The sequence below is a fragment of the Desulfovibrio sp. SGI.169 genome (genome assembly GCF_050313595.1).
In the GTDB taxonomy this organism is placed as follows: Bacteria; Desulfobacterota; Desulfovibrionia; order Desulfovibrionales; family Desulfovibrionaceae; genus Desulfovibrio.
The window spans coordinates 66,856-92,689 of record NZ_JBNPLS010000010.1 but is presented as its reverse complement, the minus strand read 5'-3'; the positions used below and the strand labels follow the sequence as shown (position 1 = coordinate 92,689).

18 protein-coding genes and 1 tRNA gene are annotated in these 25,834 nt (G+C 65.0%); 12 read left to right on the top strand and 7 right to left on the bottom strand.

Annotation, left to right across the window (positions count from 1 at the left end):
* Positions 1-118: 118 nt before the first annotated feature.
* Positions 119-194 (bottom strand) — tRNA-Phe (locus tag ACQRA4_RS07265).
* Between the two features lie 133 nt (positions 195-327).
* Here ACQRA4_RS07265 and ACQRA4_RS07260 point away from each other — a divergent pair.
* The 7 genes from ACQRA4_RS07260 to rlmN all read left to right on the top strand — a co-directional run bounded on the left by ACQRA4_RS07260 (position 328) and on the right by rlmN (position 9,148).
* The gene (locus tag ACQRA4_RS07260) at positions 328-1,683 is read left to right on the top strand and encodes a chloride channel protein (protein WP_427822429.1); all 1,356 of its coding nucleotides are present in this window, start codon (positions 328-330) and stop codon (positions 1,681-1,683) included.
* 122 nt (positions 1,684-1,805) lie between these two features.
* The gene (locus tag ACQRA4_RS07255; RefSeq protein ID WP_008683254.1) at positions 1,806-3,071 is read left to right on the top strand and encodes a phenylacetate--CoA ligase family protein; all 1,266 of its coding nucleotides are present in this window, start codon (positions 1,806-1,808) and stop codon (positions 3,069-3,071) included.
* Between the two features lie 218 nt (positions 3,072-3,289).
* Entirely contained in the window at positions 3,290-3,685 is a 396-nt protein-coding gene (locus tag ACQRA4_RS07250; protein WP_427822428.1) for a hypothetical protein, read from the top strand.
* A 106-nt stretch (positions 3,686-3,791) separates the two neighbouring features.
* Entirely contained in the window at positions 3,792-4,223 is a 432-nt protein-coding gene (locus ACQRA4_RS07245) for an EF-hand domain-containing protein (RefSeq protein ID WP_427822427.1), read from the top strand.
* 319 nt (positions 4,224-4,542) lie between these two features.
* Positions 4,543-6,366 (top strand): YgiQ family radical SAM protein, encoded by a 1,824-nt coding sequence (locus tag ACQRA4_RS07240; protein ID WP_427822431.1) that lies wholly within the window; start codon positions 4,543-4,545, stop codon positions 6,364-6,366.
* A gap of 320 nt (positions 6,367-6,686) precedes the next feature.
* A complete protein-coding gene (locus ACQRA4_RS07235) occupies positions 6,687-8,018 on the top strand; it encodes an HD domain-containing protein (RefSeq protein WP_427822426.1) in 1,332 nt (443 codons plus the stop codon).
* A gap of 50 nt (positions 8,019-8,068) precedes the next feature.
* Positions 8,069-9,148: a 23S rRNA (adenine(2503)-C(2))-methyltransferase RlmN gene (gene rlmN, locus ACQRA4_RS07230; RefSeq protein WP_427822425.1), complete on the top strand. Its 1,080-nt coding sequence runs from the start codon at positions 8,069-8,071 to the stop codon at positions 9,146-9,148.
* On the opposite strand, the gene ACQRA4_RS07225 is transcribed toward rlmN, so the two are convergent.
* The 6 genes from ACQRA4_RS07225 to ACQRA4_RS07200 form a co-directional block, all read right to left on the bottom strand.
* Positions 9,102-9,590 carry a FeS-binding protein gene (locus ACQRA4_RS07225; RefSeq protein ID WP_427822424.1) on the bottom strand — a complete coding sequence of 163 codons (489 nt, stop codon included), beginning with the start codon at positions 9,588-9,590 and terminating at the stop codon, positions 9,102-9,104. The genes rlmN and ACQRA4_RS07225 overlap by 47 nt on opposite strands.
* Positions 9,587-10,576: a 4Fe-4S dicluster domain-containing protein gene (locus ACQRA4_RS07220; protein WP_427822423.1), complete on the bottom strand. Its 990-nt coding sequence runs from the start codon at positions 10,574-10,576 to the stop codon at positions 9,587-9,589. The genes ACQRA4_RS07225 and ACQRA4_RS07220 overlap by 4 nt, the downstream gene beginning before the upstream one ends.
* 39 nt (positions 10,577-10,615) lie before the next feature.
* Positions 10,616-12,040, bottom strand: a complete 1,425-nt coding sequence (locus ACQRA4_RS07215; protein WP_427822422.1) for an oligosaccharide flippase family protein — start codon at positions 12,038-12,040, stop codon at positions 10,616-10,618.
* A 9-nt stretch (positions 12,041-12,049) separates the two neighbouring features.
* Positions 12,050-12,982, bottom strand: coding sequence for an HlyD family secretion protein (locus ACQRA4_RS07210; RefSeq protein WP_427822421.1), 933 nt, complete (start codon positions 12,980-12,982; stop codon positions 12,050-12,052).
* Positions 12,982-14,427, bottom strand: coding sequence for a TolC family protein (locus ACQRA4_RS07205; RefSeq protein ID WP_427822420.1), 1,446 nt, complete (start codon positions 14,425-14,427; stop codon positions 12,982-12,984). The genes ACQRA4_RS07210 and ACQRA4_RS07205 overlap by 1 nt, the downstream gene beginning before the upstream one ends.
* Positions 14,428-14,498: 71 nt before the next feature.
* Positions 14,499-18,395, bottom strand: coding sequence for an acyltransferase domain-containing protein (locus ACQRA4_RS07200; protein ID WP_427822419.1), 3,897 nt, complete (start codon positions 18,393-18,395; stop codon positions 14,499-14,501).
* A gap of 294 nt (positions 18,396-18,689) precedes the next feature.
* On the opposite strand from ACQRA4_RS07200, the gene ACQRA4_RS07195 reads away from it, so the two are divergent.
* The 5 genes from ACQRA4_RS07195 to asnB all read left to right on the top strand — a co-directional run bounded on the left by ACQRA4_RS07195 (position 18,690) and on the right by asnB (position 25,764).
* On the top strand, positions 18,690-20,009 hold the full coding sequence (locus ACQRA4_RS07195) for an aminotransferase class I/II-fold pyridoxal phosphate-dependent enzyme (RefSeq protein ID WP_427822418.1): 1,320 nt from the start codon (positions 18,690-18,692) through the stop codon (positions 20,007-20,009).
* A gap of 99 nt (positions 20,010-20,108) precedes the next feature.
* Positions 20,109-21,440, top strand: coding sequence for a glycosyltransferase family 4 protein (locus ACQRA4_RS07190; protein WP_427822417.1), 1,332 nt, complete (start codon positions 20,109-20,111; stop codon positions 21,438-21,440).
* A 6-nt stretch (positions 21,441-21,446) separates the two neighbouring features.
* On the top strand, positions 21,447-22,466 hold the full coding sequence (locus ACQRA4_RS07185) for a glycosyl transferase family 1 (protein WP_427822416.1): 1,020 nt from the start codon (positions 21,447-21,449) through the stop codon (positions 22,464-22,466).
* A 56-nt stretch (positions 22,467-22,522) separates the two neighbouring features.
* Positions 22,523-23,860, top strand: a complete 1,338-nt coding sequence (locus ACQRA4_RS07180) for a glycosyltransferase family 4 protein (RefSeq protein WP_427822415.1) — start codon at positions 22,523-22,525, stop codon at positions 23,858-23,860.
* Complete coding sequence (asnB, locus tag ACQRA4_RS07175) at positions 23,848-25,764, top strand: asparagine synthase (glutamine-hydrolyzing) (RefSeq protein WP_427822414.1); 1,917 nt, start codon at positions 23,848-23,850, stop codon at positions 25,762-25,764. Before ACQRA4_RS07180 ends, asnB begins: the two co-directional genes overlap by 13 nt.
* Positions 25,765-25,834: the final 70 nt, after the last annotated feature.

Genomic DNA, 25,834 nt, shown 5'->3' with positions numbered 1-25,834 from the left:
AAAATTCTTATGTTGCGCGACAGCTCACAACAAAATCAGAAGGGGAAATGGTGACGCGCTGGTAATGCAAAATTGCCCGCTAAAAAGGGGTTACAATAATGTAACCCCTTGAAATATATGGTGCCGAGGGACAGAATTGAACTGCCGACACGGGGATTTTCAGTCCCCTGCTCTACCAACTGAGCTACCTCGGCCCGTGTGAGGAAATCTTCTACCCGCTTGGCGGGTCTTTGGCAAGCGTTTTTTGAGAAAAGCGCCACAAAAACTTGAATCTTGCGCGTCTTGCGGCCATACTCGCGCTGTTCGCGGCCCCGTCAAGGAGTTCATGTGCAGTTCCGCGCTTCGGTTCCTCCCATTTTACGCGAAATGCAGGCTCTGCAAAGCCTGGGCGTGTGGCGGCTCATGTTGCAGGCCCTGCTCACGGGCGGCATCGCCGGCGCGGTAATCGGCCTGTTTCGCCGGGCCTACACGCTGATCAACGCGGCGGTGGTGAACTATATGGAAGGGCACAGTCTGGCCGACCCGCTGGTGGGCGTGGGCGTTTTTATCGCGCTGATTTTTCTGGGGCTTGTGGCCTGGCGTCTGCTGCGCCACGAGCCGTTGATCAGCGGCAGCGGCATCCCCCAGGTGGAGCTTGCCGTGGCCGGGCATCTGCCCATGCGCTGGGCCCGGGTTCTCTGGGCCAAATTCGCGGGAACCCTGATTTCCCTCACAGGCGGGCTTTCCGTGGGCCGCGAGGGCCCCTGCATCCAGATGGGCGCGGCCGTGGGCTGCGGCGTGGGCAGCATCTGGCATGACGACAAGGCCCGGAGCATGCCGCGCTATCTCATCGGCGGCAGCGTGGCCGGCCTTACGGCGGCCTTTGGCGCTCCGACGGCCGGACTTTGTTTTGCCTTTGAAGAAATGAAAACCGTGATCAGCGGCCCCATGCTGCTGTTTACCGCGCTGGCCGCCGCCTCTGCCTGGTTTGTGACCGAGGCGCTTTTCGGCTTCGGCCGGGTTTTTCCCTTTCAGCACACGAACACGCTTTCGCCGGCGCAATGGTGGATTGTGCCCCTGCTGGGCGTTATGGCGGGCGTGCTGGGCGCGGTCTACAACGCCATTCTGATCCGCCTGACCCTCTGGGCCGACCGCTGCCCGCTGCTGCCGCAGCCGGCGCGGGCGCTGAGCCCCTTTCTGATCAGCGGCCTGCTGCTTTACTGCTATCCGCAGGTGTTGGCGGGCTTTGGCGTGAGCGCGCTGGATCTGGAAAATGCGGCCTTGCCGCTGGGCGCGCTCCTGCTGCTGCTGACAGTCAAAATTCTGTTCTCCTGCGTGAGCTTCGCCTCCGGCGTGGCCGGTGGCCTGCTCATGCCCATGCTGCTTGGCGGCGCTCTGGCCGGCGGCTGCGCGGCGTCGGCCCTGCTCTCTCTGGGCTGCGTCAACCCGGATCAGACCGCCAGCCTGCTCATCCTGTGCATGGCCGGGCTGTTTGCCGCCACAGTGCGCGCGCCGCTTACCGGCTCGGCTCTGCTGATGGAAATGACCGGTTCGCTGTCCAATGCGCCGGCCGTTATCGTCACGGCCTACCTGGCCGCCCTGACCGCCAACCGTCTGAAGTCGACGCCGATCTATGACAGCCTGAAGCAACGCGCTCTGAACCAGAAAAAAGCCCGGCAGAACAGAGCTGGCCAGACGTCCTGAAGAAGGCGCCCCGACTGCATGTAATACCCTGAAATAAAACAATAAATGAAAAAGTTCTTGCAATCGTACAGATCATTGCTTACATATGGGGCTTCCTATTTACCATTACAAGGCGAACGTCCATGACCCGCAAAGACCGTACAGAAGGCATCTACAGCCGCCGCGAAGTGCTCGACGAGAGCGAACGACGCCAATACTGCCTGATCCAGCTCAAGGATCTGCTCTCCTACGCCTACCGCTATTCCGAAGACGTCAAAAAACGCTTTGACCGCGCGCAGTTCAATGTGGAGAAGTTCAAGACTCTCTCGGACATCAAGCACATTCCCATTCTGAAAAAGAAGGAGCTGATTTTTCTGCAATCCATGGGGCCGCGTCTGGGCGGTCTGCTGACCAAGGATATCGGCGAGCTCAAGCGCATCTTTCTGTCGCCCGGCCCCATTTTTGACCCCGAAGACCGCGGCGAGGACTACTGGGGCTACACCGAAGCCTTTTATTCCGTGGGCTTCCGCCCCGGCGACGCGGTGCAGAACACCTTCAACTATCAGCTCACGCCCGCGGGTCTGATGTTTGAAGAGCCCTTGCGCAACCTGGGCTGCGCGGTGATTCCGGCTGGCCCGTCCGACGCGGCCACCCAGCTGGACATCATGCAAAAGCTGCGCGTTTCCGGCTATGTGGGCACGCCCAGCTTTCTCATGCATCTGGCCCAGAAAGCCGAGGAAAAGGGGCTTAATCTGCGCAAGGATCTTTTCCTGGAGGTGGCCTTTGTCACCGGCGAGCGTCTCTCGGAAAAGATGCGCTCCCAGATGGAAAAAAAGTACGACCTGATCATGCGCCAGGGCTACGGCACGGCGGATGTGGGCTGCATCGGCTATGAATGCTTCCATAAGACCGGCCTGCATATCGCCAACCGCTGCTATGTGGAAATCTGCCATCCAGATACGGGCATCCCGCTGAAAGATGGCGAGGTGGGCGAAATCGTGGTCACGGCCTTCAACAAGACCTACCCGCTGATCCGCCTGGCCACGGGCGACCTTTCCTATATCGACCGCAGCCCCTGCGCCTGCGGCCGCACCAGCCCGCGCCTGGGGAGCATCGTGGGCCGGGTGGACACCACCGCCCGCATCATGGGCATGTTCGTCTACCCGCATCAGGTGGAACAGGTCATGAGCCGCTTTGAAGAAATCAAACGCTGGCAGATCGAGGTCACCAATCCCGGCGGCATCGACGAAATGACCCTCTTTATCGAAACCAGCGGCTTCAAGCGCGAAGAAGAGCTGTTGCACCAGTTCCGTGAAAAGATCAAGCTGCGTCCCGAATTGCGCGTTCTGGCGCCGGGCAGTCTGCCCCCGCAGATCCGCCCCATCGAAGACAAGCGCCATTGGGACTAGAGCTTGCTTTATTCAGCCCCTGGCTGAATGCGCCCGAAAGCCGTGTTTTTCAGGCGCTTGTGTCGCTCCGCGGGGAAATGCGGCGACGCTTTTGACACTGCGGCTTTCAGAGGCAAGGTACTCTGAAAGCCCTTTCATGCGAATCATGAAATGAGTTCCAATCTCTTGGCGGATCCCGGCCTTCAGGCCGGATGTTGACCATAGCGCGAGGAGGCTCCATGTCTGACCCGAATGCCGCCGAAAGTCTCGCCCGGCTTGTTCAATGGCTCCGAGAGCGCCACGACCGGATCATGGCCGTAGAGGCCGAAGCGTTGCGCCTGCTGAAAGCCGGGGACACGCCCGGCCACAATGCCGGAATGCGCAAAAAAGCCGAGATGCTGGCCGCGCTCCACACAGACGCCGCGCCCCTGCTGGCCGGGCTGCCCGGCGAAACGCGCTTCAGGCTGGCCCTGGCTCTGGAACGCTTTTCGGACAGCGCCCGCACCGCCCTGAAGCTCAATTCCGTCTTTTACATGTCCGCCTTGCTTTACCCGGATACGCACAAACAGGGCGAACCCGACAACCTGACGCTCTGCATCGACCGCATGGAGCAACAGGGGGAAAACTTTTCCTGATCCGCTCCCCGCGGTCGTCACCCCTGGACAGAGGCGGCGGATTGACTGATGCCCTTTATCCCGGCGGCGCAACATCGCCGCAAGATCACATGCCAAGGAGCAAACCATGACGCGAGTACTGCGTTTTCCGGCCCGGCCGGTTCTCTGGCGGATGTTCGCCCTGCTGGCGCTGGCCGGCCTGCTGGCCCTGCCGGGCCTGACGCGGGCGGCCGGCGATCCGGCCAAAGCGGCCCCCAGAGACAAGTTTGAAGCCATGGACGCCAATCAGGACGGCAAGGTGGTTCTGGAGGAATTTCAGGCGGCGTTCCCCCATATGAAAGAAAGCGCCTTTGTGGTCATTGACAAAAATGGTGACGGCGCCATCGGTCGCGTGGAGTGGGATGAATTTCTCAAGGGGCACGCGGCTGGCATGAAGCCCGGCATGGGCGGCATGCCGCCCATGCCGGGCGCGCCCATGGACAATATGCCCGGCAACCCCCTGATTCCGCCGCCAGGCAGCGCGGACGCGCCTCTGGTCACGCCGCCCAATGGCCGCTGACGCGCACAAGACCCCGCCTTTTCCCGTACCCTGGCGTCAGGCGGCAACGCCGAAAGGGGAAGAGGCGAGCGCGGCTTTATCGCGCCGACCGGAAACGGTCGGCGCGCCGCTTTCTCCGGCAGAGAAAAAAAGCCCCCCGCGCGCACGCGGGCGACAACGACCGCGCCGTCCCGTCGCGCCGCCTGACGCCACGGCGACGCGCCCCCGCGCGCCCTGGTTCCCCGATGTTTCCACATATATGCGGGATGCGGCGACCACTGCGGAAAAGCCGGCCCGCCCAGGCGCTTCAGCCTTGCCCCCCCAGCCGCAATTTCTGCCCATGTCCCGTGAGGAAATGCGGGCTCTGGGCTGGGAGAGGCTGGACGTGCTGCTGATCACCGGCGACGCCTATGTGGATCACCCCTCGTTCGGCTGCGTGCTGCTGGCGCGCTGGCTGATCCGCCACGGCTTCCGTACCGGCCTGGTGGCCCAGCCTCGCTGGGACAGGCCCGACGATCTGCTGGTCATGGGCCGTCCCCGCCTGTTCGCGGGCATCAGCGCCGGGGCGCTGGATTCCCTGCTGGCTCATTACACGGCCTTTCGCAAAAAGCGCCGCGACGACGCCTACACGCCGGGCGGCAAGGCGGGGGCGCGCCCCAACCGGGCCTGTCTGGTGTACGCCAATCTGGCGCGTCAGGCTTTTCCGGGCCTGCCGCTGGTGCTGGGCGGCATTGAGGCCTCCTTGCGACGGGTCAGCCACTACGACTTCTGGACCAACGCCCTGCGCCGCCCCATTCTTATGGATGCCAAGGCTGACCTGCTGGTCTGGGGCATGGGCGAACGCGCCATTCTGGAATGCGCCCGCCGGCTGGATCAGGGAGCGGACGCGGACGGTCTGGCCGGCATCCCTGGCGCCGCCTGGCTGGACAGACTGGACGCCCAGGGCCGCCCCGCCCGCCTGCCCGCCTCTCTGGCGGACGCGCCGCTGATGGCGCTGCCCGGACATCAGCGAATATTGGACGATCCGCCGCAGTTGCTGCGCCTCACTCAGGCGCTGGAAGAGCAGGTGCACCGGGGCGACGCCTGGGCCTTTGAGCCTGTGGACGGTCGCGCCCTGGTTCTGGCCCCGCCCGCCGCGCCCCTGAGCACCGCCGAAATGGACGAACTTTACAGCCTGCCGTTTTGCCGCGAGGCGCATCCCTCTTACAAGGAAGCCATCCCGGCGGCGGAAATGCTGCGCACCAGCATCACCAGCCACCGGGGCTGCGGCGGAGGCTGCTCGTTCTGCTCTCTCGCCCTGCACCAGGGGCGGCATATCAGTTCGCGCTCGGCGGAATCCATCCTGCATGAGGCGCGCGCTCTGGCTCTGGCGGCCAGGGCTTCCGGCCGCCGGAGCAAAGGCGGGGTGGCGATTTCCGACGTGGGCGGCCCCACCGCCAATATGTGGCAGGCCCACTGCGCTCTGGAGGAAGAGGCCGGGGCGGAACCCGGCGTCGCCGCCGGCGGACGCAAAAGCCGCTGCCGGCGCTCCAGCTGCTGTTTTCCCACGGTCTGCAAGGCTTTTGTGACGCCGCAGCGCAAGCATGTGGAGCTTTTGCGCGCCGTGGCGGCACTGCCTGATGTCAAGCAGGTGCGTGTGGCCAGCGGTGTGCGCGCGGACCTGGCCCTGCGCGACCCCGAAGCGCTGGCCGCCTATACGGGCGAATTTACGGGAGGCCAGCTCAAAGTGGCCCCGGAGCACTGCGCGCCTTCGGTGCTGGCCCTGATGCGCAAGCCGCCGCTGGCGACCTTTGAGGCGTTTCTGGAGAGTTTTGCGCGTCAGAGCCGGGCCGCCGGGCGGGAACAGTATGTGGTTCCCTATCTCATGAGCGCTTTTCCCGGCTGTACGGATGAAGACATGTACGCGCTTGCCCACTGGCTGCGCCAGCGCCACTGGAATCCGCGCCAGACGCAATGCTTCATCCCCACACCGGGCTCCATCGCCACGGCCATGTACTATTGCGGCAAAAACGAGGCGGGAGAGGACATTGAGGTGGCCCGTTCGGATGCGGCCCGCCTGCGCCAGCATCACATTCTCATGCCGCTGGCTGACGCGGCAAAAGGCCGCCCGGCGACCGGACAGACGCGCGCTTCCGCAATGCGGTCGAGGCGTGGGAAACGCTGAACGTCAAGCGCTTCTGTTGACGGTGATGCCCCCCAGCGGCCAGCTTTCACAGCCGGCGTGGCATCTTGCATGGTAATATTTTCGGGTGCGCAGTCACGAGATTTTCCAAAATTCGTTAGGCTCAGAGCTCATTAAAAAATACGTTATGGGTTTTATATTTCGACATGCCGGCAGTCGTCCCGCTGCAGGCGGAACCGGCTCAAAGACGGGCGCGCGCTTGACTTTCAGGCCCCGTCCTGTACATAAGTACAATATTGCGCCAATCATGCGCTTTTCGTATACACTACGGCGCATTGCCCACCTTTCGCAAGGAGCCCACGATGCATCAAGCGCTCAAGGAAGCCATCACCATCTGCAAAACCCTGTTGCGCAACGGCTATGACGCGCATGTAATCAACGCCCCCTTGCAGGAGGAACTGCTGCGCTCCGCCAGGCAGCCCGCCGTGGATATCGCCTGCGAGCCGGATATGGACACCCTGACCAGGCTTTTCCCCAAGGCCCGCATAGAATCCGAAAAACGCGACATGGCCGAGATGGAGGAAAACGGCATCCTGTTCCGCTTCTACCCGCTGGAAGTGGCGGATGCGGGCCATCCCGAGCTCTCCCTGCTGCGCATCACGCCCAGCATGGCCGCCATGATGGATCCCAAGGAACGCCAGCAGCTTCGCCTGACCGGCTTTGGCAGCCCCGCGCCCAGCGGCGACGCCTACGAGGGTTTCGCCGACTTCAAGGGCGGCAGCATCCGTCTTACCGGCCTGCCGGACGAAACCTTGCGCCACAACTATCTGCTGGCCGTGCGGGCCTTGCGCTTTGCGGCCAATTTCGACATCCCCATTGAGCCCAACACATGGCTGGCCATTGTGCGCTCATCGGTGCGCGTGCTGGACTATGTGCCGGCCACGGACATCATGGACGAATGGCGCAAGGTGGCCGCCGAATCCATGCACCGCTTCGTGCGCCTGCTGTATGAGGCCCATATCCTTCAGGGCCTGATCCCGGAAGTGGCGGCCCTGTCCTGCGTCTGCCAGGAGCGGGACAGGGACGGCGCGCAGGTCAATGTGTTCGAGCACACTCTGGAGTGCATGAAACACTACCCGGAAGAAGGCTTCCATTACGACTGGCTGGGCACCATGGCCATGCTTTTCCATGATGTGGGCAAGCTGTTCACGGGCGAATATTTCGACGGTCAGTGGACATTCTACCAGCACCATCGGGTGGGGGCCAAGGTCACGCGCAAGATTTTGCGCCGCCTGCACTTTGCCCCGGAAGACATTGATCTGCTCTGCCATCTGGTGAACCACCACATGCGCTTCCACTTCATGATGACCGACAAGGGCATACGCCGCTTCAAGGCGCTGGACGAATACCCGCGCCTCATAGCCATGGCCCGCGCCGATCTACAGGCCCGCGAAGGCAGCTACACCTCGTTCAATCACAACATGAAATATCTGGACCGGGCCGAAACGCCGGAGCAGATGCTGGAACCACTGCTCAACGGCAATGAAATCATGAGCGAAACCCGCCTGACCCCTGGCCCGCTGGTGGGCGTGATTCGCGACGCGCTGCTCCAGGCCCAGATATCCGGCGAAGTGACGGACATGACCTCCGCCGTGGCCTTTGTGCGGGAGTACGCGCGCAAATCCGTGGGTTAGCGAAACGCGGACGGGCGGCGCGCCGGCCCGCGCGGCCGGCAGGGCAAGGCATGATCAACCTTCTCAATCTCACCCTTCCCGAACTCACGGACTGGATGCGGAACGAACTGGGGGAACCCGGCTTTCGGGCCGTGCAGGTCTGGCAATGGATGTGGCAGAAAATGGCCCGCGATTTCGAGGCCATGAGCAACGTCTCCAAGGTCTGCCGGGCACGCCTGGCGGAAAAGGCGCGCATTGCCTGGCCCGAAGTGGACAGGATACAGAAAAGCGGCGACGGCACCACCAAGTTTCTGCTCCGTCTGGAAGACGGCGCGCTGATTGAAACCGTGCTGATTCCTTCCGACTCCCGCGAGGGCGCGCGTCGCTGGACCCAGTGCCTCTCCTCCCAGGTGGGCTGCGCCATGGGCTGCACCTTTTGCGCCACGGGCGGCATGGGCTTTGAGCGAAATCTGAACATGGGCGAGATTCTGGGCCAGATTCTGGTGGCCCGCGAACATCTGGGCGACACCCGTCCGGCCTGGCCCGTGCTGCGCAACCTGGTGTTCATGGGCATGGGCGAGCCCCTGCTCAACCTGCGCGAAGTCATGCGCGCCCTGCAAAGCCTGAACAACGACAAGGGGCTTAACTTTTCACCGCGCCGAATCACGGTTTCCACCTGCGGCATCAAGCAAGGTCTGGCCGAACTGGGCGCAAGCGGCCTGGCCTATCTGGCCGTTTCCCTGCACGCGCCCAACCAGGAACTGCGCGCCAGAATCATGCCCAGGGCCGCGCGCTGGCCTCTGGATCAGCTGCTGGCCGCGCTCAAGTCCTACCCGCTGAAAACGCGGGAACGGATCACCTTTGAATACCTGCTGCTGGGCGGGGTCAACGACGGGCCGGAACAGGCGGAGGAACTGGCCCGCCTGGTGGCCGACATCAAGGGCAAACTCAACCTCATTGTTTACAACCCCGCCGAAGGGGCGCCCTATGCGGCCCCGGACGAAGCGCGCGTGCTGGCCTTTGAGCAATGCCTCTGGAAGCGTCACATCACGGCCATCATCCGCAAGAGCAAGGGGCAGGACATCAAGGCCGCCTGCGGCCAGCTCAAGGCCGCCGCGCGTCGCGCCCCCGCGCCCCGGGCAGAGGCCTGACCCAGCGCCCGCGCCCCAGAATGCGCAGCGCAAAATGGGCAAACAGCAACAGGGACAAAAGCAGCGCGCAGAGCAGATGCCCGAGCTTGATGGCGGCATAGGCCAGGCCGTAAATGGAAAAACCCGGCAGATTGTGCAAGACCAGCAGCAGGCCCGTGGCGGCCAGCGCCGTGAGCAGGGCCACACGCAAGCCGCCCCAGCGGGTCAGCGCGTAACGCCGCCGCCCGGCCGCCCACCAGACCACCGCGGCGTACGCCCCCAGTAAAAGCAGGGCCGCCGCCGACCAGTAGTGCGCCAGCGTGGGCGCGGCGCGCCATGAAGACACCAGCCCGTAGCGAAAGGCAAAAGGCAGATGCGCCAGGCCGCTGACAATGGCGGCCAGCATGACGACCGCCCAAAGCAGCGTGAAAAAAGCGGAAAACAGGCGTGGCTCTTCTTTCATGACCGCCGCCTTTTCTGTTTCTCCCGCCAGAGTCGTACCCCGGCCAGGGCCGCGCCGGCCAGAGGCGCCAGCAGCACGGTGCTCACCAGGCGATTTTCCCTTTCCATGCTGGCCCCGGCCGGACGCAGGCTGGGGCGGCCAGCGCCTATCTGATCCTCGCGCAGCAGCTCCGCCTCCACATCCCGGAAGGGCTGAGAAAAAACATAGAGGCTGTTGGTGCCGCCGTTTTCATTGAGGCCAAAAATATCGCCGCCGCGCTTCACAGCCAGGGCCCTGGCCCTGCGCACCATTTCCTCACGCGGGCCGATGGTCTGCGCCTGGCGGGGGCAGGCCGCGATACAGACGGGTCGTTGACCCTGCTCCAGCAAGTCCTGGCAGTAATCGCACTTGAACATCTGGCCGTTGCCCACAAAGCGCGGCGCAAGGCTGAGATACAGCCCCACTCCGGACTGGCGGCGGGGGATCATCCAGGGGCAGGCGCGGTCGCACTGCCCATCGCCCATGCAAACGCCTTGATCTATGTACACAGCCCCATTGCGTCGCTGCCGGGCCGCGCCCGTGGGGCAAAGATTGGCGCAGGGCGGATTGATGCAGTGCATGCAGCGCCGGGGCAGAAATATCTTGCGCGTCCCGCTTGCCGTCTGTACCGTGCAGGACTGAATATACAGCCAGTTGTACGGGGTAAGCCTGTCAGTGAGCTCGCGTCTGTCAGACCAGTCCTGGTTGCGCACCCGGTTCGGAAAGGGGCGGGGCAGCGGCTGCGCCGGCAGGGGAACCCGCTCCAGATTACGGGCCCGGCAGGCCCGAACGCAGGCCCCGCAGCCGTCGCAGGCGTCCACATCAATAAGCGTGGTCCACGGTTCCCCCTGGTTCAGAGCGGCGCTGGCCGGCGCGGGCTTCAGCAGGCCGGGCAGCGCCCCGCCCAGCAGCAGCCCCAGGGTGTTCCGCAAAAAGCGGCGACGTTGCGCAAAGCTTTTCTTCCCCACGGTTTGCGTCTCTCAAAATGTCGTGACGGCGTCGCGGCCTCAGGCCGCCGTTGCCGGCGCGACATCGTTTTTTTCAAAAGGCGGCGGGGGCCGCCAGAACCAGAACAGGGCGAGCAAGGGCATCAGGCCGGCCAGCTCCGCCATCTCGCGCGGCAACATCAGCCCCGCGCCCCACCACAGGCCCACGCTGGCGGTCGCGGCCCCCAGCATCAAAAGCCACTGAAACAGATTCATGGGCCTGGCCGCCCACTGGAAAAAGCTTACGGTCAGAATGGCCACCCAGACCTTGGTGATGGTCAGGGAAAGGGCCGCGCCTTCCAGGGGCATGGCCGGAATCAGCGTGAAGCAGCAAACGAGGTTGAGCGCCAGACCGCTGAGATAAAAGCCCAGCAGCAGCTTGTGCCGACGCATGCCGATCATGGCGTAAGCCGCCAGATTGTGCAGAAAAGCTGTGGCCAGACAGGGCGTGAGCAGGCGCTGGGCCGTCACCGCGCCGCTGTAGCTGGGCCCGTAGATCAGGGGCAAAAAGCGGTCGCTCTCCACACAGATCAGAAAAATCACCGGCAGGGAAGCCGCCCAGAGCGTGCGCGCGGTCTGCCCGGCCAGGCGCTGGAATGCGGCGCGGTCCTGCTGCCAGAGTTTGGCCAGCAGGGGAAAAATCACCTTGCCCAGCAACGCGCTGGAAACCAGCACGGACAGGCCCTCCACGGTTTCCCAGGCCACGCCGTAGCCGCCCACATCCGCGTCGCCGCCATATTGCTTGAGAAAAATCACATTGATCTTGTTGTAAAACATGGCGCAGGCAGCCATGCAGGTAAAGATCAGACCGTTTTTCATCTGCCGGGCCAAATCCAGCATGCCCTCCATGCCCACGCCAAGCAGGGGGTTGCGGCCCAGCGCGCCCAGCGCCAGAAAAATGCAGAGCAGGGATTCCACAGGCTTGTACAGGGCGATGAGAATGGGCGGCGCGTCCATCAGGACGCAGACAATGCCGTAACCGATGCCCACCAGGGCCGACGGCACGCGGATGCGCATTTCCACATCCTGCCGCCCCCGCGCCTGGCAGAGCGCGAAAAAGGAATCGCTGACGGCATCCAGCCCCAGACCGCCGGCAATGCAGAGCACTATCAGCCGCAATTCCGGCGTATAGCGCTGCCAGCCGGTGATCAGCCAGGTGACCCCCAGCGCCGCCAGCAGAACCACAAGCTTGAGCCAGCTCACTTCGCCCAGCAGTGCGCGGGGCCGCCCCTCGCGCCGGGCGAAGGTGGAAAGCAAAAAATCGTTCAGGCCCACATCGGCCACGGTTTTGACCAGATAGCCGAAGGTCAGGGCCAGCACAATCTGCCCCAGAATGTCCGGGCTGCGACGGGCCAGCAGAATGGTGAACAGGGTCCAGGAGAGATCGCGCGTCCATTGCGCGCCCAGAATATAGCCGAGCCGCCGGGGAATGCTTTTCAGCTTCATGGAAGCGGCTTACCTGCCCCCGCCAAAACGCACGACAGCCTTGAAACCGGGCTTCAGTTCAAGGTCGGGATTGGGCACGGTCAGCTCCACCGTATAGTAGGAGGGGTTGGCGACGCTCATGTCAGTGGACACCCAGGAAATTTCATTGACCGTGGCCGTGAACTTCTTGTTGTCCAGCGAAGGAATTTCCACTTCAGCGGTGTCGCCCTCCCTGATGCCGTTCACCTCGGCCTCATAAACCGGCACCTGGATCAGCACGGGATTGAGCTGCCCCACACGGACAGGCATGGTGCCGGCGGCCAGCACCGTGCCGGGATTGAGCGTCGTGTCCAGGGAAAGCACATAGCCGTTGATGGGCGATGTCAGCACCAGCGTGGGGGGCAGTTGTTCGCCCTCCTTGATGGGCACGCCGAAATAGCCCGCCAGTTGCTTGAGTCGGGCGGCAAAATTGCTTTCCGTCTTCTGAATGGTTTCGCGCAGCAGCTCAATGCGGCGCTTGAGGGAGTTCACGTCGTCTTCCAGACGGGTCAACGCCTGGCGCGACCCCAAGCCCGAAGCCGCCAGCTGGCGCGCCTTGTTGCGCTGGGCCGTGGTTTCAGCCAGACGCCGCTCAAAATCCAGCACCTGCCCCTTGAGATCCTCGGTGCCGGCGCCGGTGGTCACTTCGCGCTGCAGAACGCGTTCCGCCTCTTCCTGCAGGTGATAGCGCAGCAGGGGAGAGCCCTCCTCCACGGCATCGCCGGGCTTGACCAGCACATCGTCCACAACGGCGCTAAACGGGATGGGCACGGCCCTGGTCACCGTGGTGAGCACCTTGCCGGTCAGAATGGTGGCGGCCTCGGCGGCCAGAACCGGGCCGGAAGCGCTCAGCCACAGGGCGGCGCAGCACAGCGCGGCCCCCAGCGCCCGGCGCGGGGAAGAGAAGAAGGCGGGGGACAGCATCAGATGAACTCCTTGGCGGGCAGGCCCAGGAAGCGTTCTTGCAAGAGATTGGCCACATACATCCATTCCAGATTGGCCAGTTTGTATTCAAGCTCCGCATTGATGTAGGCAATGCGGGCATTGACCATGGCCTCCTGGCGGTTGGCCACCGCAGGCAGTTGCTCCGTGCCCTCGTTGAAGGAAATGCGCGCTTCCTTGTATTGCAGCTCAGCCGTGTCAAAGCGGGTCTTGGCCAGTTTGAACTCGGTCTGGGCCAGAGCCACGCGCTGTTCGGCCTGCAGCCAGGTATTGGAATAGTCCGCGCGCTTGCGGGCCATCTCGTGGAAAGCCTGGGCCTTCTGCATGCGGGCGGTCTGCACGCCGCGGTAGCGACGGCCCCAGTCCAGCAGGGGAAAGTCAAAATTCAGATGCAGAAAGGTGTCTTCGCTGCCGCTGGCGGGCTGATACTGGCCGGCTGGCGGGTATTTGTTGATCTGAATGGTCAGGTCTGGAATATACTGGGCCCAGGCCACCATGATATTATAATCGGACAGTTTGACCTGCGCGCGCAGCAAGAGCTCGTCCTCAGTGGCGGGCCAGCGCTCTTCCCATTTCAGCTTGTGCCCGTCAAAGCCGGCCAGAATATCGCCGGCGCTCTCGGCATCCACATTCAGCCGCTGTTGCGGCTCCACGCCGGCCAGAATTTTGAGCTGGGTGCGCTGCATGACCTCTTCCATGCGGGTCTTTTCAGCGGTCAGCTCCAGCTCGCGCTGATGCTGCGCGGCCAGGTTGAGCGACACGCCCTGACGGCCCTCCACAGACTCCACCTGCTGCCAGTAGGCGATCAGTTCTTTGCCCACGGGCAGAAGCTCTTTCTGGGCGGCCACGATTCTGTTCTGGGCCTGAAGCTTCAGATAGGCCTGCGCGATTTTATAGACAGCCTCGCCAATGGCCTTGCGGTGCGTTGAAATGGCCAGATTGACCATGATCTTCTGCACCTGATGCTCGAAATAGGTTGCCACGGGGTTGGGGAAAGCCGCATAAAAACCGACCTGCAGCTTGGTTCGCCCGTAATCGCCGGGCGTGTCTTTGTTGTCCATATTCAGACGGGTCAGGTTGTTGGAAACCTGAAACGTCATGCGCGGTTCGGGCAGGTACTTCCAGACGGCGCTGGTAAGGGCCACACGCTTGATCTCCAGATCCACGGCGCTGTTGACCAGCAAGGGCGACTGCTGGATGGTCAGAAAAACGCAGTCTTCAAAGTTGAAGATCTTGCCCGCGTCGTACAGGTTGGGCACGGCGGCTTCCAGCTTGGCCTTGTTTTCCACGGGAACGCCCGGCGCTTCCTCCAGCCAGTGCCTGGCCGGCAGTTCTGGCGATTTGAGCCCGGCCTTATTGGAGGCGCAGGCCGGAAAAAGCAGGGTCAGTGCCAGAAGCAGCGGCAGAAAAGCGCGCGTTGGCGGCATGAATGGCGCGAAATACGGCATCGATGATCGCCCCTTTGCGGGTTTGCGCCGGAGAATGACGGCGCGCCATGTCAATGTTCGGCGGCGGTTGGCGGCTCTTCCGCGGGGGACGCCGATTCCAGCCGGTCAAATTCCAGATGATGGAGGGTCAGCAGCACGCGGCCCGGCGCGTCGACAATCTGCGCGTCAAAGCGCAGCAACCTGTCATCAGCCCAGGAACGCCGCAATTGCAGGTTCCACAGCCCCCGATCTCCACGCTCGCCCCCGAAGCGGATAAAACCCGCCGCGTTGAGCCGCCAGCGTCGCAGCTCGGCCGGCATGTCCGCGCCGTCCGCTCCACCGGGGCGCGGCACGCCGCTCCCCCGCCGGGCCAGAACCAGGGACGCGGCCTGGACTATCCCTTCCACCATATGCAGACAATCACTATAGCCCCAATCGCCTCCGGGGGCAATGGGCGCTTCTGGAGCGGCCAGGGACGCCCGATACATATCGCCGGGCAATGCCGTGAAGTCGGCCAGCATCCGCCAGGGCGCGGCCAGGCCCAGCGCGTCATAAAACGCGGCCAGTTCCGCGCGCCCCCCGCCCGCCGGCCCATCCTCGCGGCGGGCGGCATCCGATTCCACATTCGGCCCGACGGCGGGCCAGAGCGGCGGCACCTCGCCGGAAGCGGCGGCCAGCAGCGCCATGCCTTCGGCCACCGGGGCGTACTGCTCCCTGCGCCTGCCGTTGGCCGTCACTTCACGAACCGTGAGCGCCGCGCGGCACATGCGGCTCATCACCCGGTCTTGCATCAGCCAGGGCAGGGCCTCCACCCGCAGACGGCATTCACGGGTGACCCCCGGCGGCAGCAAGGGCAAATCATGAAAGCGCACATCGGACAGGCCGGTGACGGCCAGCCAGGGCAATAAAAGGCGGGAACCTTCCAGCAGGGCCTGAAGGGCGCGGCTGACAGGCAGCCAGGGCGCCGACGCCCCCACGGCATTGCCCGCCGCTGCGCCATGCGCGGCAAGGGTCGGGTCCGCGAAACGCGAAAAATGGCAGGCGCCCTGAAACAGGGTGGCCGCAGGCTGGAGGGGAGGGGCGGGGTCTGGAAAAACCAGCGGGAAAAATTCCGGCCTTTCCGCCAGGCGCGGTCCGCGCGGCGTCCCGCCGGGGCAAAGAGCGCGTTCGCGGGCCCATATCACGCGTTCGCTGTCCCCCCGCAGCAACTCGCGGGCCAGCATATCGCCAAGCTCATTGGGGGCGCTCCCCTGGCCGTCGTCCAGCAGCGTCACGGCGCGGCAGGCGAAGCCGCCTTGCCGGGCCAGGCCGGCCAGCCTGTCGGCCCGCGCGCCGCCCTCGGCCAGGGCCGTTGCCGCCGTTTCGGGCCCCAGGGGCAGGCGGCTGAAACAACAGGCGTAACGCAGGCCGTGCTTCAAGGCCGGACGCAGGCAGTCCTCCAGCAGAGAGGACGCGGCGGCATCCCCCGGCGGGGGAGAAAAAAATACGCCGTCGATCCGGCCCTCCTGCCCGGCCAGCCGGCACAAGGCCGCGCGCAGGCTCCCGGCGTCCGGCATTCCGCCGTCTTCGGCGGCGGGCAGCGCCAGCGGCGTCAGACGCGCCCCCATCTTCGCCAGAGGCGCGCAGGCGTCCAGCAGCGCGGCGGGCAGCGCCAGCGCGCAGCCCAAAGGCGCAAGCCCGCTCAAAAGCCCCGGCAGAAGGTCGGCATCAAACACGCAGAGCGCCAGCACATCGCCGCGCCGCAACGGCAGGCCCTGGCCGCAGGGGTCCAGCGCGAGAGGCGACAGGGACGACAAAACGGCGGCGGCATCGCCGCCCTCGACGCCGCCGGCGAAACGGCACAGCGGGGCGCGGCGGCGCGCATATGCGGGAGCGCCGGCCCCGGACTTTCGCGCCATGCCGCTTTGGGCGTCCGCGCGCGCGCCGGTCAGCGCGCGCGCCAGATCGCCAATGGTCGCAACCTGGAGCAGGTCCTCAAAATTGACGCTCAGGCCCAGGCGCTGCTCAACCTCCTGGATGATCAGCGGGAAACGGCTGGAACGCAGGGCCAGATCGTAGCGCAAATCCATTTCGGGCCGCAGTTCCCTCACCGGCCTGCCGCTGGCCCTGGCCAGCACTTCCAGCACAATGCCCATCCGCCCGGGCGCGGGGGCGGGAAGCGCGGCGGCCGTCGCGCGCTCCGCGCCGGTCGCGGTCGTTTCCGAAGGGGCGGAAGATGAGGCCCCCTCCTGTTTCGCGCGCGAGGCTCCGGCGCGGATGACCGCGCGCGGCAGATGGCCCAGGGCGTACAGTCTGGCGCAAGTCTGACGCAGGCCCTCGGTTTCCCTGCCCTTGCGCCCGGCGGAGAGGCAAAGGGCGCGCGGCTCGATGTCGCCCACCAGACCGCAGAGCGTGTCCTGCGGGCCCAGCTCCAGAAAACGGCGGATGCCGTCCCTTTGCCACATGGCGCGCACGCCTTCCACCCAGCGCACGGAGTTTTCGTCCAGATCCGTAATATAACGGCAGATGGAGGGTTGATCATGAGGATAAAAGCCCGTGGTGATGTCGCTGAGCATGGGCAGGCGCGGGGCGCGCATTTCCAGGGCGTTCAGCCGCCGCAGGGAGAGATCGCGCAGCACGCGCATGCTCGGATGATGAAAGGCCAGGCTGACGTTGAGCATTATGGCCGGGATACGGCGCTTGCGCATGCTCTTGCGGGCTTCCAGCAACACTTCGCGCGGCCCGCTCAGGATGAACTGCCGGGGCGTGTTGTAATTGGAGACATAGAGCGCGGGCCAGGTCTTGCGGGCCTCTTCGATGACCTCAGCCTCGGCGTGCACGGCCATCATGCCCGTTTCGCGCGTGGCCTTGGCCTCCAGTTCGGCCATGTGCGCGGCGCGGGTCTCCAGAATATACCAGGCCACCTCAGGTTCATAAATGCCGGCGAAACAGAGCGCGATAAGTTCGCCCAGGCTGTGGCCGCACATCAGGGCCGGCTTAAGGCCCAGCGAAACGAGCTGGCTCCACTGGGCGTATTCCAGCAGAAAAAGATACGGAATCTGCCAGCGGGTCAGGCTGATTTTTTCCACATCCGTTTCATCCATGAGGGCCAGCACGTCCCAGTCAGCCAGCGAGGCGATGCGATCCATGCCCGCTCTGGCCGCCGGAAAGTTGTCGTAGAGCTCGCGCCCCATGCCCGGCCAGACCGACCCCAGGCCGCAGCACATTACCGCCAGCGGCGGCGCGGCCACCGCCGGCGCGAGCCACAGCCCGCGGGCCTCAAGCGCGCTGAGGGCCGCGGCGTCCGGGCTTGCGCCCAGGGTCAGAAGCTCCTGCCGCCACAGCGGATTGACCCCGGCCAGGCGCCAGTCCAGCCCGTTCTGGCGTATATGCGCATAGCGCACGCCGTCCAGCACGATTTCTTCCGGCGCATCTGGTTGCACGGCGTTTTCGCACAGCGCCGGAGCGCGCGCCGGACTGGCCGCAAACGGCGCGGCGAAAGCCGCCCCGGCGGCCGCGGACGGGCGCAGCAACAGAGGTTCGCAGTTCAGCCCGCCGTCAGCGGCGGCGGCGCGCGGCGCGGTGCAGACCAGCAGCGCCAGAAGCGTCCCTTCATGCGCCGCCAGAAAAGCCCCGGCCTCTTCCAGCAGGGCCGGGCTGAAATCCGCAATCAGCACGCGCGGCGCGTCCGCCAGGGCGGTCTCGCCGGCGAGCAGCTCTTTCAGCCCCCGGGCCGCGGCGTCGGGGGCGGCGGCAAGGCGGCAGCCGGGCGCGACGCAGAGCCAGAGGGCCGTCCGCGCGCCGCGCGCCGCTCCCAGACGCAGCACATCCCGGCAGGGGGCCAGCAGCGGCGCGACCGGAGCATTGACCCCGAAAGCGTCAGCGGGCAGCGAGACGCGCCGGAAGCTTTCCAGCGCGAGCCCAAAGGAGGGGCCGCCCAGGCCGGACGCTGCGGAAGCTGTGGAAGCTGTGGAATTGGTATCTTGCATGGACTCCGTGGCCCGCCGCAAGGCCGCGCGGGACATCCGGCGGCGGGTTTGCGGATCGGGCGCGCAATGCTATTGCATATGACGCGTCTTGTCCAGCCCGCCCGCCTCCGCGCCCGGCGGCGAACGGGAAAAAACCGGCGGAAAAACGGCGGCCTGTTTTATGCGCACTCCGCGCTTGCTTTGCATGGTGGCTTTGGCTATACTGAATCGTTACAAGGTTGTACTGAATTATATTGCCACATTGTCACGCCGGTTTCATAGCCGGCAAAATCCTGACAATCGCGAGGATAAGGCATGAAGAACCACCATTCCTGTCAGGCCGGCCCCACGGCGGAGCGGCGCGCTGTCGCGCAGGAAGGCTGCGCTTCCAGCTTCAACCGCATGCGTTCCAAGCTCTCCTTTGAACGGATGGTGGAAATGGCCAGCCAAATGGGGATGGACAATCCTCTTTTTACCTGCCACGAGCGGGCGGCCAAGGCCACCACGCTGATCAACGGCAAGGAATACATCAACTTCTCCACCTATGACTATCTGGATATCAACGCCCACCCCGAAATCACCGCGGCCGTGACCGAAACAGCCGCCATTTTCGGCACTTCGGCCGGCGCCAGTCGCCTGGTGGGCGGCGAACGCCCGCCCCACCGCGAGCTGGAACGCGCCCTGGCCGACCTGTATGAGGTGGAAGACTGCATCATCTACGTCAGCGGCCATGCGGCCAACGTCTCCACCCTGGGCTTCATGTTCGGCCAGCGGGACGCGATCTTTCATGACGGCCTGGCTCACAACTCTCTGGTGCAGGGCGCGCGCCTTTCCGGCGCGACGCGCTACTCTTACGCCCACAATGACTGCGACGCCCTGGAAGAAATGCTCAAGGCCCACCGGCGCGACCACAAGTACGCGGTCATCGCCACCGAGGGCCTGTTCAGCATGGACGGAAACATCCCGGATCTGCCGCGCCTCATCGAACTCAAAAAGAAGTACGACTGCATGCTGCTGGTGGATGAAGCCCACTCTCTGGGCGTGCTGGGCAAGACCGGCCGCGGCGCTCGCGAGTATTACGGCATTGACCCCGCAGATGTGGACATGTGGATGAGCACCCTGTCCAAGGCCATGTGCGGCTGCGGCGGCTTTATTGCCGGCCGGCGCGACGTGGTGAAATTTCTCAAGTACGGTTCGCCGGGCTTCGTATTCAGCGTGGGCATGCCGCCGGTCATCGCCACAGCCTGCCGCAAGGCTCTGGAAATCATGCTGCGCGAGCCGGAACGCGTGCACAAGCTCCAGAACATCAGCCGCTATTTTCTTGAGTACGCCCAGAGCAAGGGGCTGGATACGGGCGCGGCCCAGGGCTATGCCGTTGTGCCCGTGATTGTCGGCGACTCCATGGTGTCCGGCTTTCTGTCCCAGGCCCTGTTTCAACGCGGCATTTACGTCATGCCCGTCTCCTTCCCGGCGGTCAAGGAGGGCACGGCCCGGCTGCGCTTCTTCATTTCCGCCGCCCACACCGAGGAACATGTGCGCGCGACTCTGGACGCCGTGGTGGAAGAGCTTCCCAGGGCTCAGGCCATTGTGGAAAAATATCGGAGTGAACACGCGAACGAAGCGCGGGGCGTCTGAGCGCCGCGCGTCCCTGGCCGCCCGAGCGGGCGCTGAAAGCAGCCTTGGCCGGACCGGCAAAACCGGTTCGGCCTTTTGCATATTCATACGGAGAAAGCCATGTCCCTGTCCGAGGCGACCCCCGAGGCCATATCCACCGCCTCTTCCCCCGCGCAAAGCGAAAGCGCCCTCCGGCAGGGCGACGCCATGCCGCCGTTTACGCTGGCGTATGTGCTGCTCTGGTTTCCCCTCTCCTCTGAAACCTTCATTTTCAGGGAAATCGTGCAGCTTATGGCCCTGGGGCTGCCCATACGCGTCTATACCATGTACGGCAAAGTCCTGAAGGGCTGCTCCGGGGAAATGCGCGCATTTCCCGGCCCGGTGCGCCGCATGGGCGTACCGGCGTTCTTCCGCATCTGGGCGGCTTTTTTTCGCGCTTTGCGCCGCGAACCGCGCAAGGTTCTGCAATTGCTGCGTGAGGGCTGCTTTCGGCGCATGCGCAATCTGGAATCTCTGGCGGAAAACACCTGGTGCTTCATGGCCGGTTTTCTGCTGGCCGAACAATGCCGGGCCGACAATGTGGGGCTGATCCATTCCGCCTGGGCCAACGGCCCGGCCACGGCGGCCTGGGTGGCCTCGCGTCTGACGGGCATCCCTTTCGCCTTTACCGGCAGGGCGGGCGACATCTATCCCCAGGACGGCCTGCTGCGTGAGAAATCGCGCGACGCGCTGTTCATCCGCACCAACAATCTGGCCAATGTGGGCTGGCTGCAAAGTTTCTGCCCGCAACAGCAGCGGGACAAGGTGCGCCTGATTTACAACAGCCTGACCTTTACCCGGCGCGCGGTCTGCGAAATGCCCATGCGGCCGCCCTATCGCCTGTTGGCCGTGGGGCGCTTCGCGCGCACCAAGGGCTTTCCCGAACTGCTCACGGCCATGGCCAGGCTGCGCCGCGAGGGGGCGCCCGTGCGTCTTACCCTGGTGGGCGACGGAAGCTGGCGGCGCAGGCTCATGGCCCTGCGCCGCCGCCTGCGCCTGACCGACTGCGTGGACATGCCGGGCTTCGTGCCTCATGACCGGCTGCGAAAATTCATGCTCAGCCACGACATGCTGGTGGTGCCCAGCGTTGTGCATGGCAATGGCGACCGTGACGGCATCCCCAATGTCATCATGGAGGCTCTTTCCCACCGCATGCCGGTGGTGGCCACAGACGTTTGCGGCATCGCCGAGGTGATCCGCGACGGAGAGACCGGTCTGCTGACGCCCCAGCGCGATCCCCGCGCGCTGGCCCTGGCTGTGCGGCGCATGCTGGAAAACCGGGGCAGCGCCCTGCGCATGGCAGAGGCCGGGCGCGCCCTGGTGGAACGCATGTTCGACAAGGGAGCAAATATCACGGCCCTCTGTGAACTGTACCGTTCCGCCTGCCCGCCGCAACGGACGGAAAGGAGCTGAAAGCCGATGCCCCGCCGCGACGTCCTGTACCTGGCAGTCAGTCTGGATGTGGAAGAGGAAGGCCTGTTCGGAGGCCGCTACGCCCGCCGCGCGCCCAGCGTCGCCAACACCGCGCGTCTCCCCCGTCTGAGGCCCCTGCTGGAACGGGGGGTGCGGCCTACGCTTTTCTGCGCCCACAGCGTACTGACCGACCCGGCCTCGCGGGCGATTCTGGCGCGCCTGCGGGATCATCACGGCGCGGAAATCGGCGCGCATCTGCACCACTGGAACACGCCGCCCCTGCGCCTTGAAAACGACGGCGCGAACCTGCCCGACACAGCGTCCAGCGTGCCCGCGTCAGCCGTGCCCGCGCCGCTCATGGCCGCCAAGCTGGCCGCCCTGTTCCGGGCCGGGGCCGAGTTTCAATCCGCGCCGCTGACCTCATTCCGCATGGGCCGCTGGGATCTGCACCGCGCGCACTGGCCGTTGCTGGCGCGGGCCGGCGTGCTCTGCGACGCCTCCGTGCGCCCCCTGCACGGCGCGGTCAATCCCGCCGCCGGGCCGGATCATTTCAGCGCGCCCGCCTCGCCCTACTGGACTCCCGCGGAAGGCAGACATATTTTTGAGGTGCCGCTGACAGTGACCCCCCTGCTGCGTCCCCTGCCGGGCCTGTGCCTGACCCTGCCCGGCGGGGCGGGCAAAGCGGCGCGGGCGGGCCTGAAAAAATGGGGAGCGCTGGCCCTGTTGCCCGTTTACCACCCTCTTTGGGCCATGCGGGCCATCACCAGGCTGTTCGTCAAAAGGGGGGGGCGCGTGCTGTCGCTGACCTGGCACTCTTCGGAAATGCTGCCCGGCGGCACGCCGCATCTTCCCGACGCGGCCTCGGTGGAAGCGCTGATGCGCAAGATCGAAGCCTATCTGGACTGGCTGCGCCAGGGCTGGGAAGTCCGCAGCCTGACCATGAACGAACTGCGTTGCGCGCTGGGAGCCTCCGCGCCCTGTCCGCGCCCTGCCGCGGCGTGCGACTGGACAACAGGCGGGGAATAGGGAAAAACCGTACAGCAGGAAAACAGCGTCAGGGGAAGCCATTGAAGAGAATCCGCATGACTGAACAGCGCCTTTCCGCCGCGCCAGAAGCGCGCGCCCCCCTTCCCGCCGGTTTGCCGCATGTGGCCTGTGTGCTGCTGTGGTATCCGCTTTTCACCCAGCCTTTCATTTTTCGCGAAGTGGAAGGGCTCAAAAAGCATCTGCCGCTGAGCGTCTACACCCTGTATGCCCCGAATCTGCGCCATTGCTCCACGGAAATGCGGGCGGCGGCGGGCGGCGTGCGCTCCTTCGGGGCTCGCGCCCTGTTCCGCTTCACCCTGGAGGCGCTGCGCCAGATGCTGACCCGCCCGCTGCGATTCTGCCGCCTGTTCCGGCGCAGCATGTTCCATCGCTGGCGCAGTCTGGAAGTGCTGGGCGAGAATCTCTGGGCTTTTGGCGCGGGCTGCTGCCTGGGGCGCATCTTTCGTGAAGAGGGCATTGATCTGATCTACGCGCCGTGGCCGCGCGGCACGGCCACGGCGGCCTGGGTGGCCGCCGATATAGCGGGCATTCCCTTTGCCACCTCGGCGCGCGGCGACAATCTGGCCCCGGCGGATCCGGATCTGGCGGCCAAACTGGGCGCGGCGCTCTTTGTGCGCGCCAACAACGCGGCGGACCTGGCCCGTATTGAATCCTTCGGCGAGGGTGAGGCCCAAGGCAAGACCGTGCTGGTTTACAACAGTCTGACCTTGCCGGAATGCCCGGATCGCGCGGATGAGGGGCCGGCCGCGCGCCGCCTGGAGCATGCGCCCGTGCGCCTGCTGGCCCTGGGGCGCTTCGACGTGACCAAGGGCTTTGACGTTCTGCTGAGGGCCTGCGCCCTCCTGCGGGAACGCGGCCTGGATTTCCGCCTGACCCTGGCCGGCGGCGGCGGCAAGGTCATGGGCCTGGGCCATCTGGGCGCGGAGCTGCTCAGAATGCGCAAGGAACTGGGCCTGGAAGAACAGGTGAGCATGCCGGGCCTGATTTCTCACAATGAATTGCCGCGCATTCTGGGCGAGCACGACATTTTTGTGGCCCCCTGCGTGGTGCACGCCTCAGGCCGCCGCGACGGCATCCCCAATACGGTCATTGAGGCCCTGGCCTACGGACTGCCGGTGGTCAGCACCACGGTCAACGCCCTGCCCGAAGTGGTGCGCGACCACCAGACCGGCCTGGCCGTGGCCCCCGGCGATGCCGATGCGCTGGCCCGGGCCGTCGCCTGGCTGGCGGCCCACCCGGAGGAGGCCCGGCGCATGGGCCGTAACGGCGCGCGCCTGGCGCGAGAGATGTTCGACCCCCATACCAACAACCTGCGGTTGGCCGAGCTGTTTATCAGCCGGTACGCCCATTGGAAAAAATCATGTGCGGCATAGCCGGAATCTGCCGTCTGGACGGCGCGGCTCTCGCCCCCGAGGCCGGCATCAGCGTCAAGAGCATGACCGACTGTCTGGCCCATCGGGGGCCGGACGGCGAGGGTCTCTGGCAGTCAGGCCCGGTCTGCCTGGGGCACCGGCGGCTTTCCATCATCGACCTGTCGGGCGGCGGCCAGCCCATGCACAGCGCCGACGGGCGTCTGAGCGTGGTCTTCAACGGCGAAATATACAATTTTGCCGAAATCAGGGCCGAACTGACGGCGGGAGGCGCGCGCTTTCAGAGCAGCTCGGATACGGAAGTCATTCTGGAGGGCTACCGCCGCTGGGGCGCGGATTGCCTGGCGCGCTTTGACGGCATGTTTGCCTTCGCCCTCTGGGATGCGGAACGCCGCCGTCTGTTCTGCGCCCGCGATCGTTTTGGCAAAAAGCCCTTTTTTTATACCATACAGCGCCATGCGCTGTATTTCGCCTCGGAGCTCACGGCGCTGACCCGCCTGCCGGAACTTGCCCTCACGGTGGAGCCAAAGGCCGTCATGCGCTACCTGGCCTACGAATATGTGCCCACGCCGCAAACCATTTACGCCGAAGCGCAAAGCCTGCCGCCCGCCCATCTGCTGCTGCTGGAAAACGGGCGCGTCAGCCGGGAGCGTTACTGGGACATGCCCGTGCCGGACGAGGCCGACCCCAGGGACGAGCATGAACTCTGCCAGGAGCTGAACCGTCTGCTCTCCCGCGCCGTGCGGCGGCGCATGGTCAGCGACGTGCCTTTGGGCGTCTTTCTTTCCGGGGGCATTGATTCCTCCATTGTGGCCGGGCTCATGGCCCGGCAGTCCGCCGCGCCGGTCAAGACCTTTTCCATCGGCTTCACCGAGGCCAGCTACGACGAATCCCGCTACGCGCGCATCGCGGCCAGGGCCTTCGGCACGGATCATCACGAGCGCGTGCTCTCGGCCGGGGAATGCGCCGATAAACTGCCTGACATCGTCAGCCGCATGGACGTGCCCCTGGCCGACGCCTCAGTGGCGCCCACCTGGCTGCTTTCGGGCGTCACACGCGAAAAAGTCACCGTGGCCCTGGGCGGCGACGGAGCCGACGAACTCTGGGCCGGGTACGAGCATTATATCGGCTTCAAGACGGCGGAATGGTATAACGCCCTGCCCGCTCTCGCACGGCGCTGCGTCATCGAGCCGCTGGCCCGGCATCTGCCCGCCTCGGCCGGCTACATCAACCCGCGCCTGGCCGTGGCCACTTTTTTGCGCGGCGCGCGCGCTCCGGCCTGGCAACGGGTGCAGACCATGCTTACGGCCTTTACGCCGGACATGCAGCATGAAATTCTGGCCGAAGGCTGGCGGGAACGCCATCATGATTTTCTGCGCCCGGAAAGTCTTTTCGCCCCCACCCGCGAGCAGTACGGGCACTGGCGGCCGGAAAAGGCGGCGACCCCCCTGGCCCGCGCCTTTCACGTCTATGCCCGCCAGTTCATGCTGGACGACATTCTGGTCAAGGTGGACCGCTGTTCCATGCTGCACTCGCTGGAAGTGCGCGCCCCCTTTCTGGACCGGGATGTGGCCGAGTTCGCGGCGCGTCTGCCCGTGCGTCACAAGCTGCACGGCTTCAGGCGCAAGTATCTGCTCAAAAAGGCCTTTGCCGACCTGTTGCCGAAGGATATCCTGCGCCGCAACAAACGCGGCTTTCAGATTCCCGTGGCGGCATGGCTGCGCGGACGGATGCGGCCGCTCATGGAAGATCTGCTCGGCGAAACGCGGCTGCGCAACCAGGGCATTTTCAACCCCGCCGCCGTGCGCGCCCTCATGGACGAGCACATCTCAGGTCGGGCTGATTTGCGCAAACCGCTGTGGACCCTGCTGGTATTTCAGCTCTGGCAACAGGCCAGACGGACATGACCAGGCGGATTTGCGCCGGCGTTTGCCGCTTCAGCATCGGGCGACACGCTGTCTTTGACGCGAATCTTGC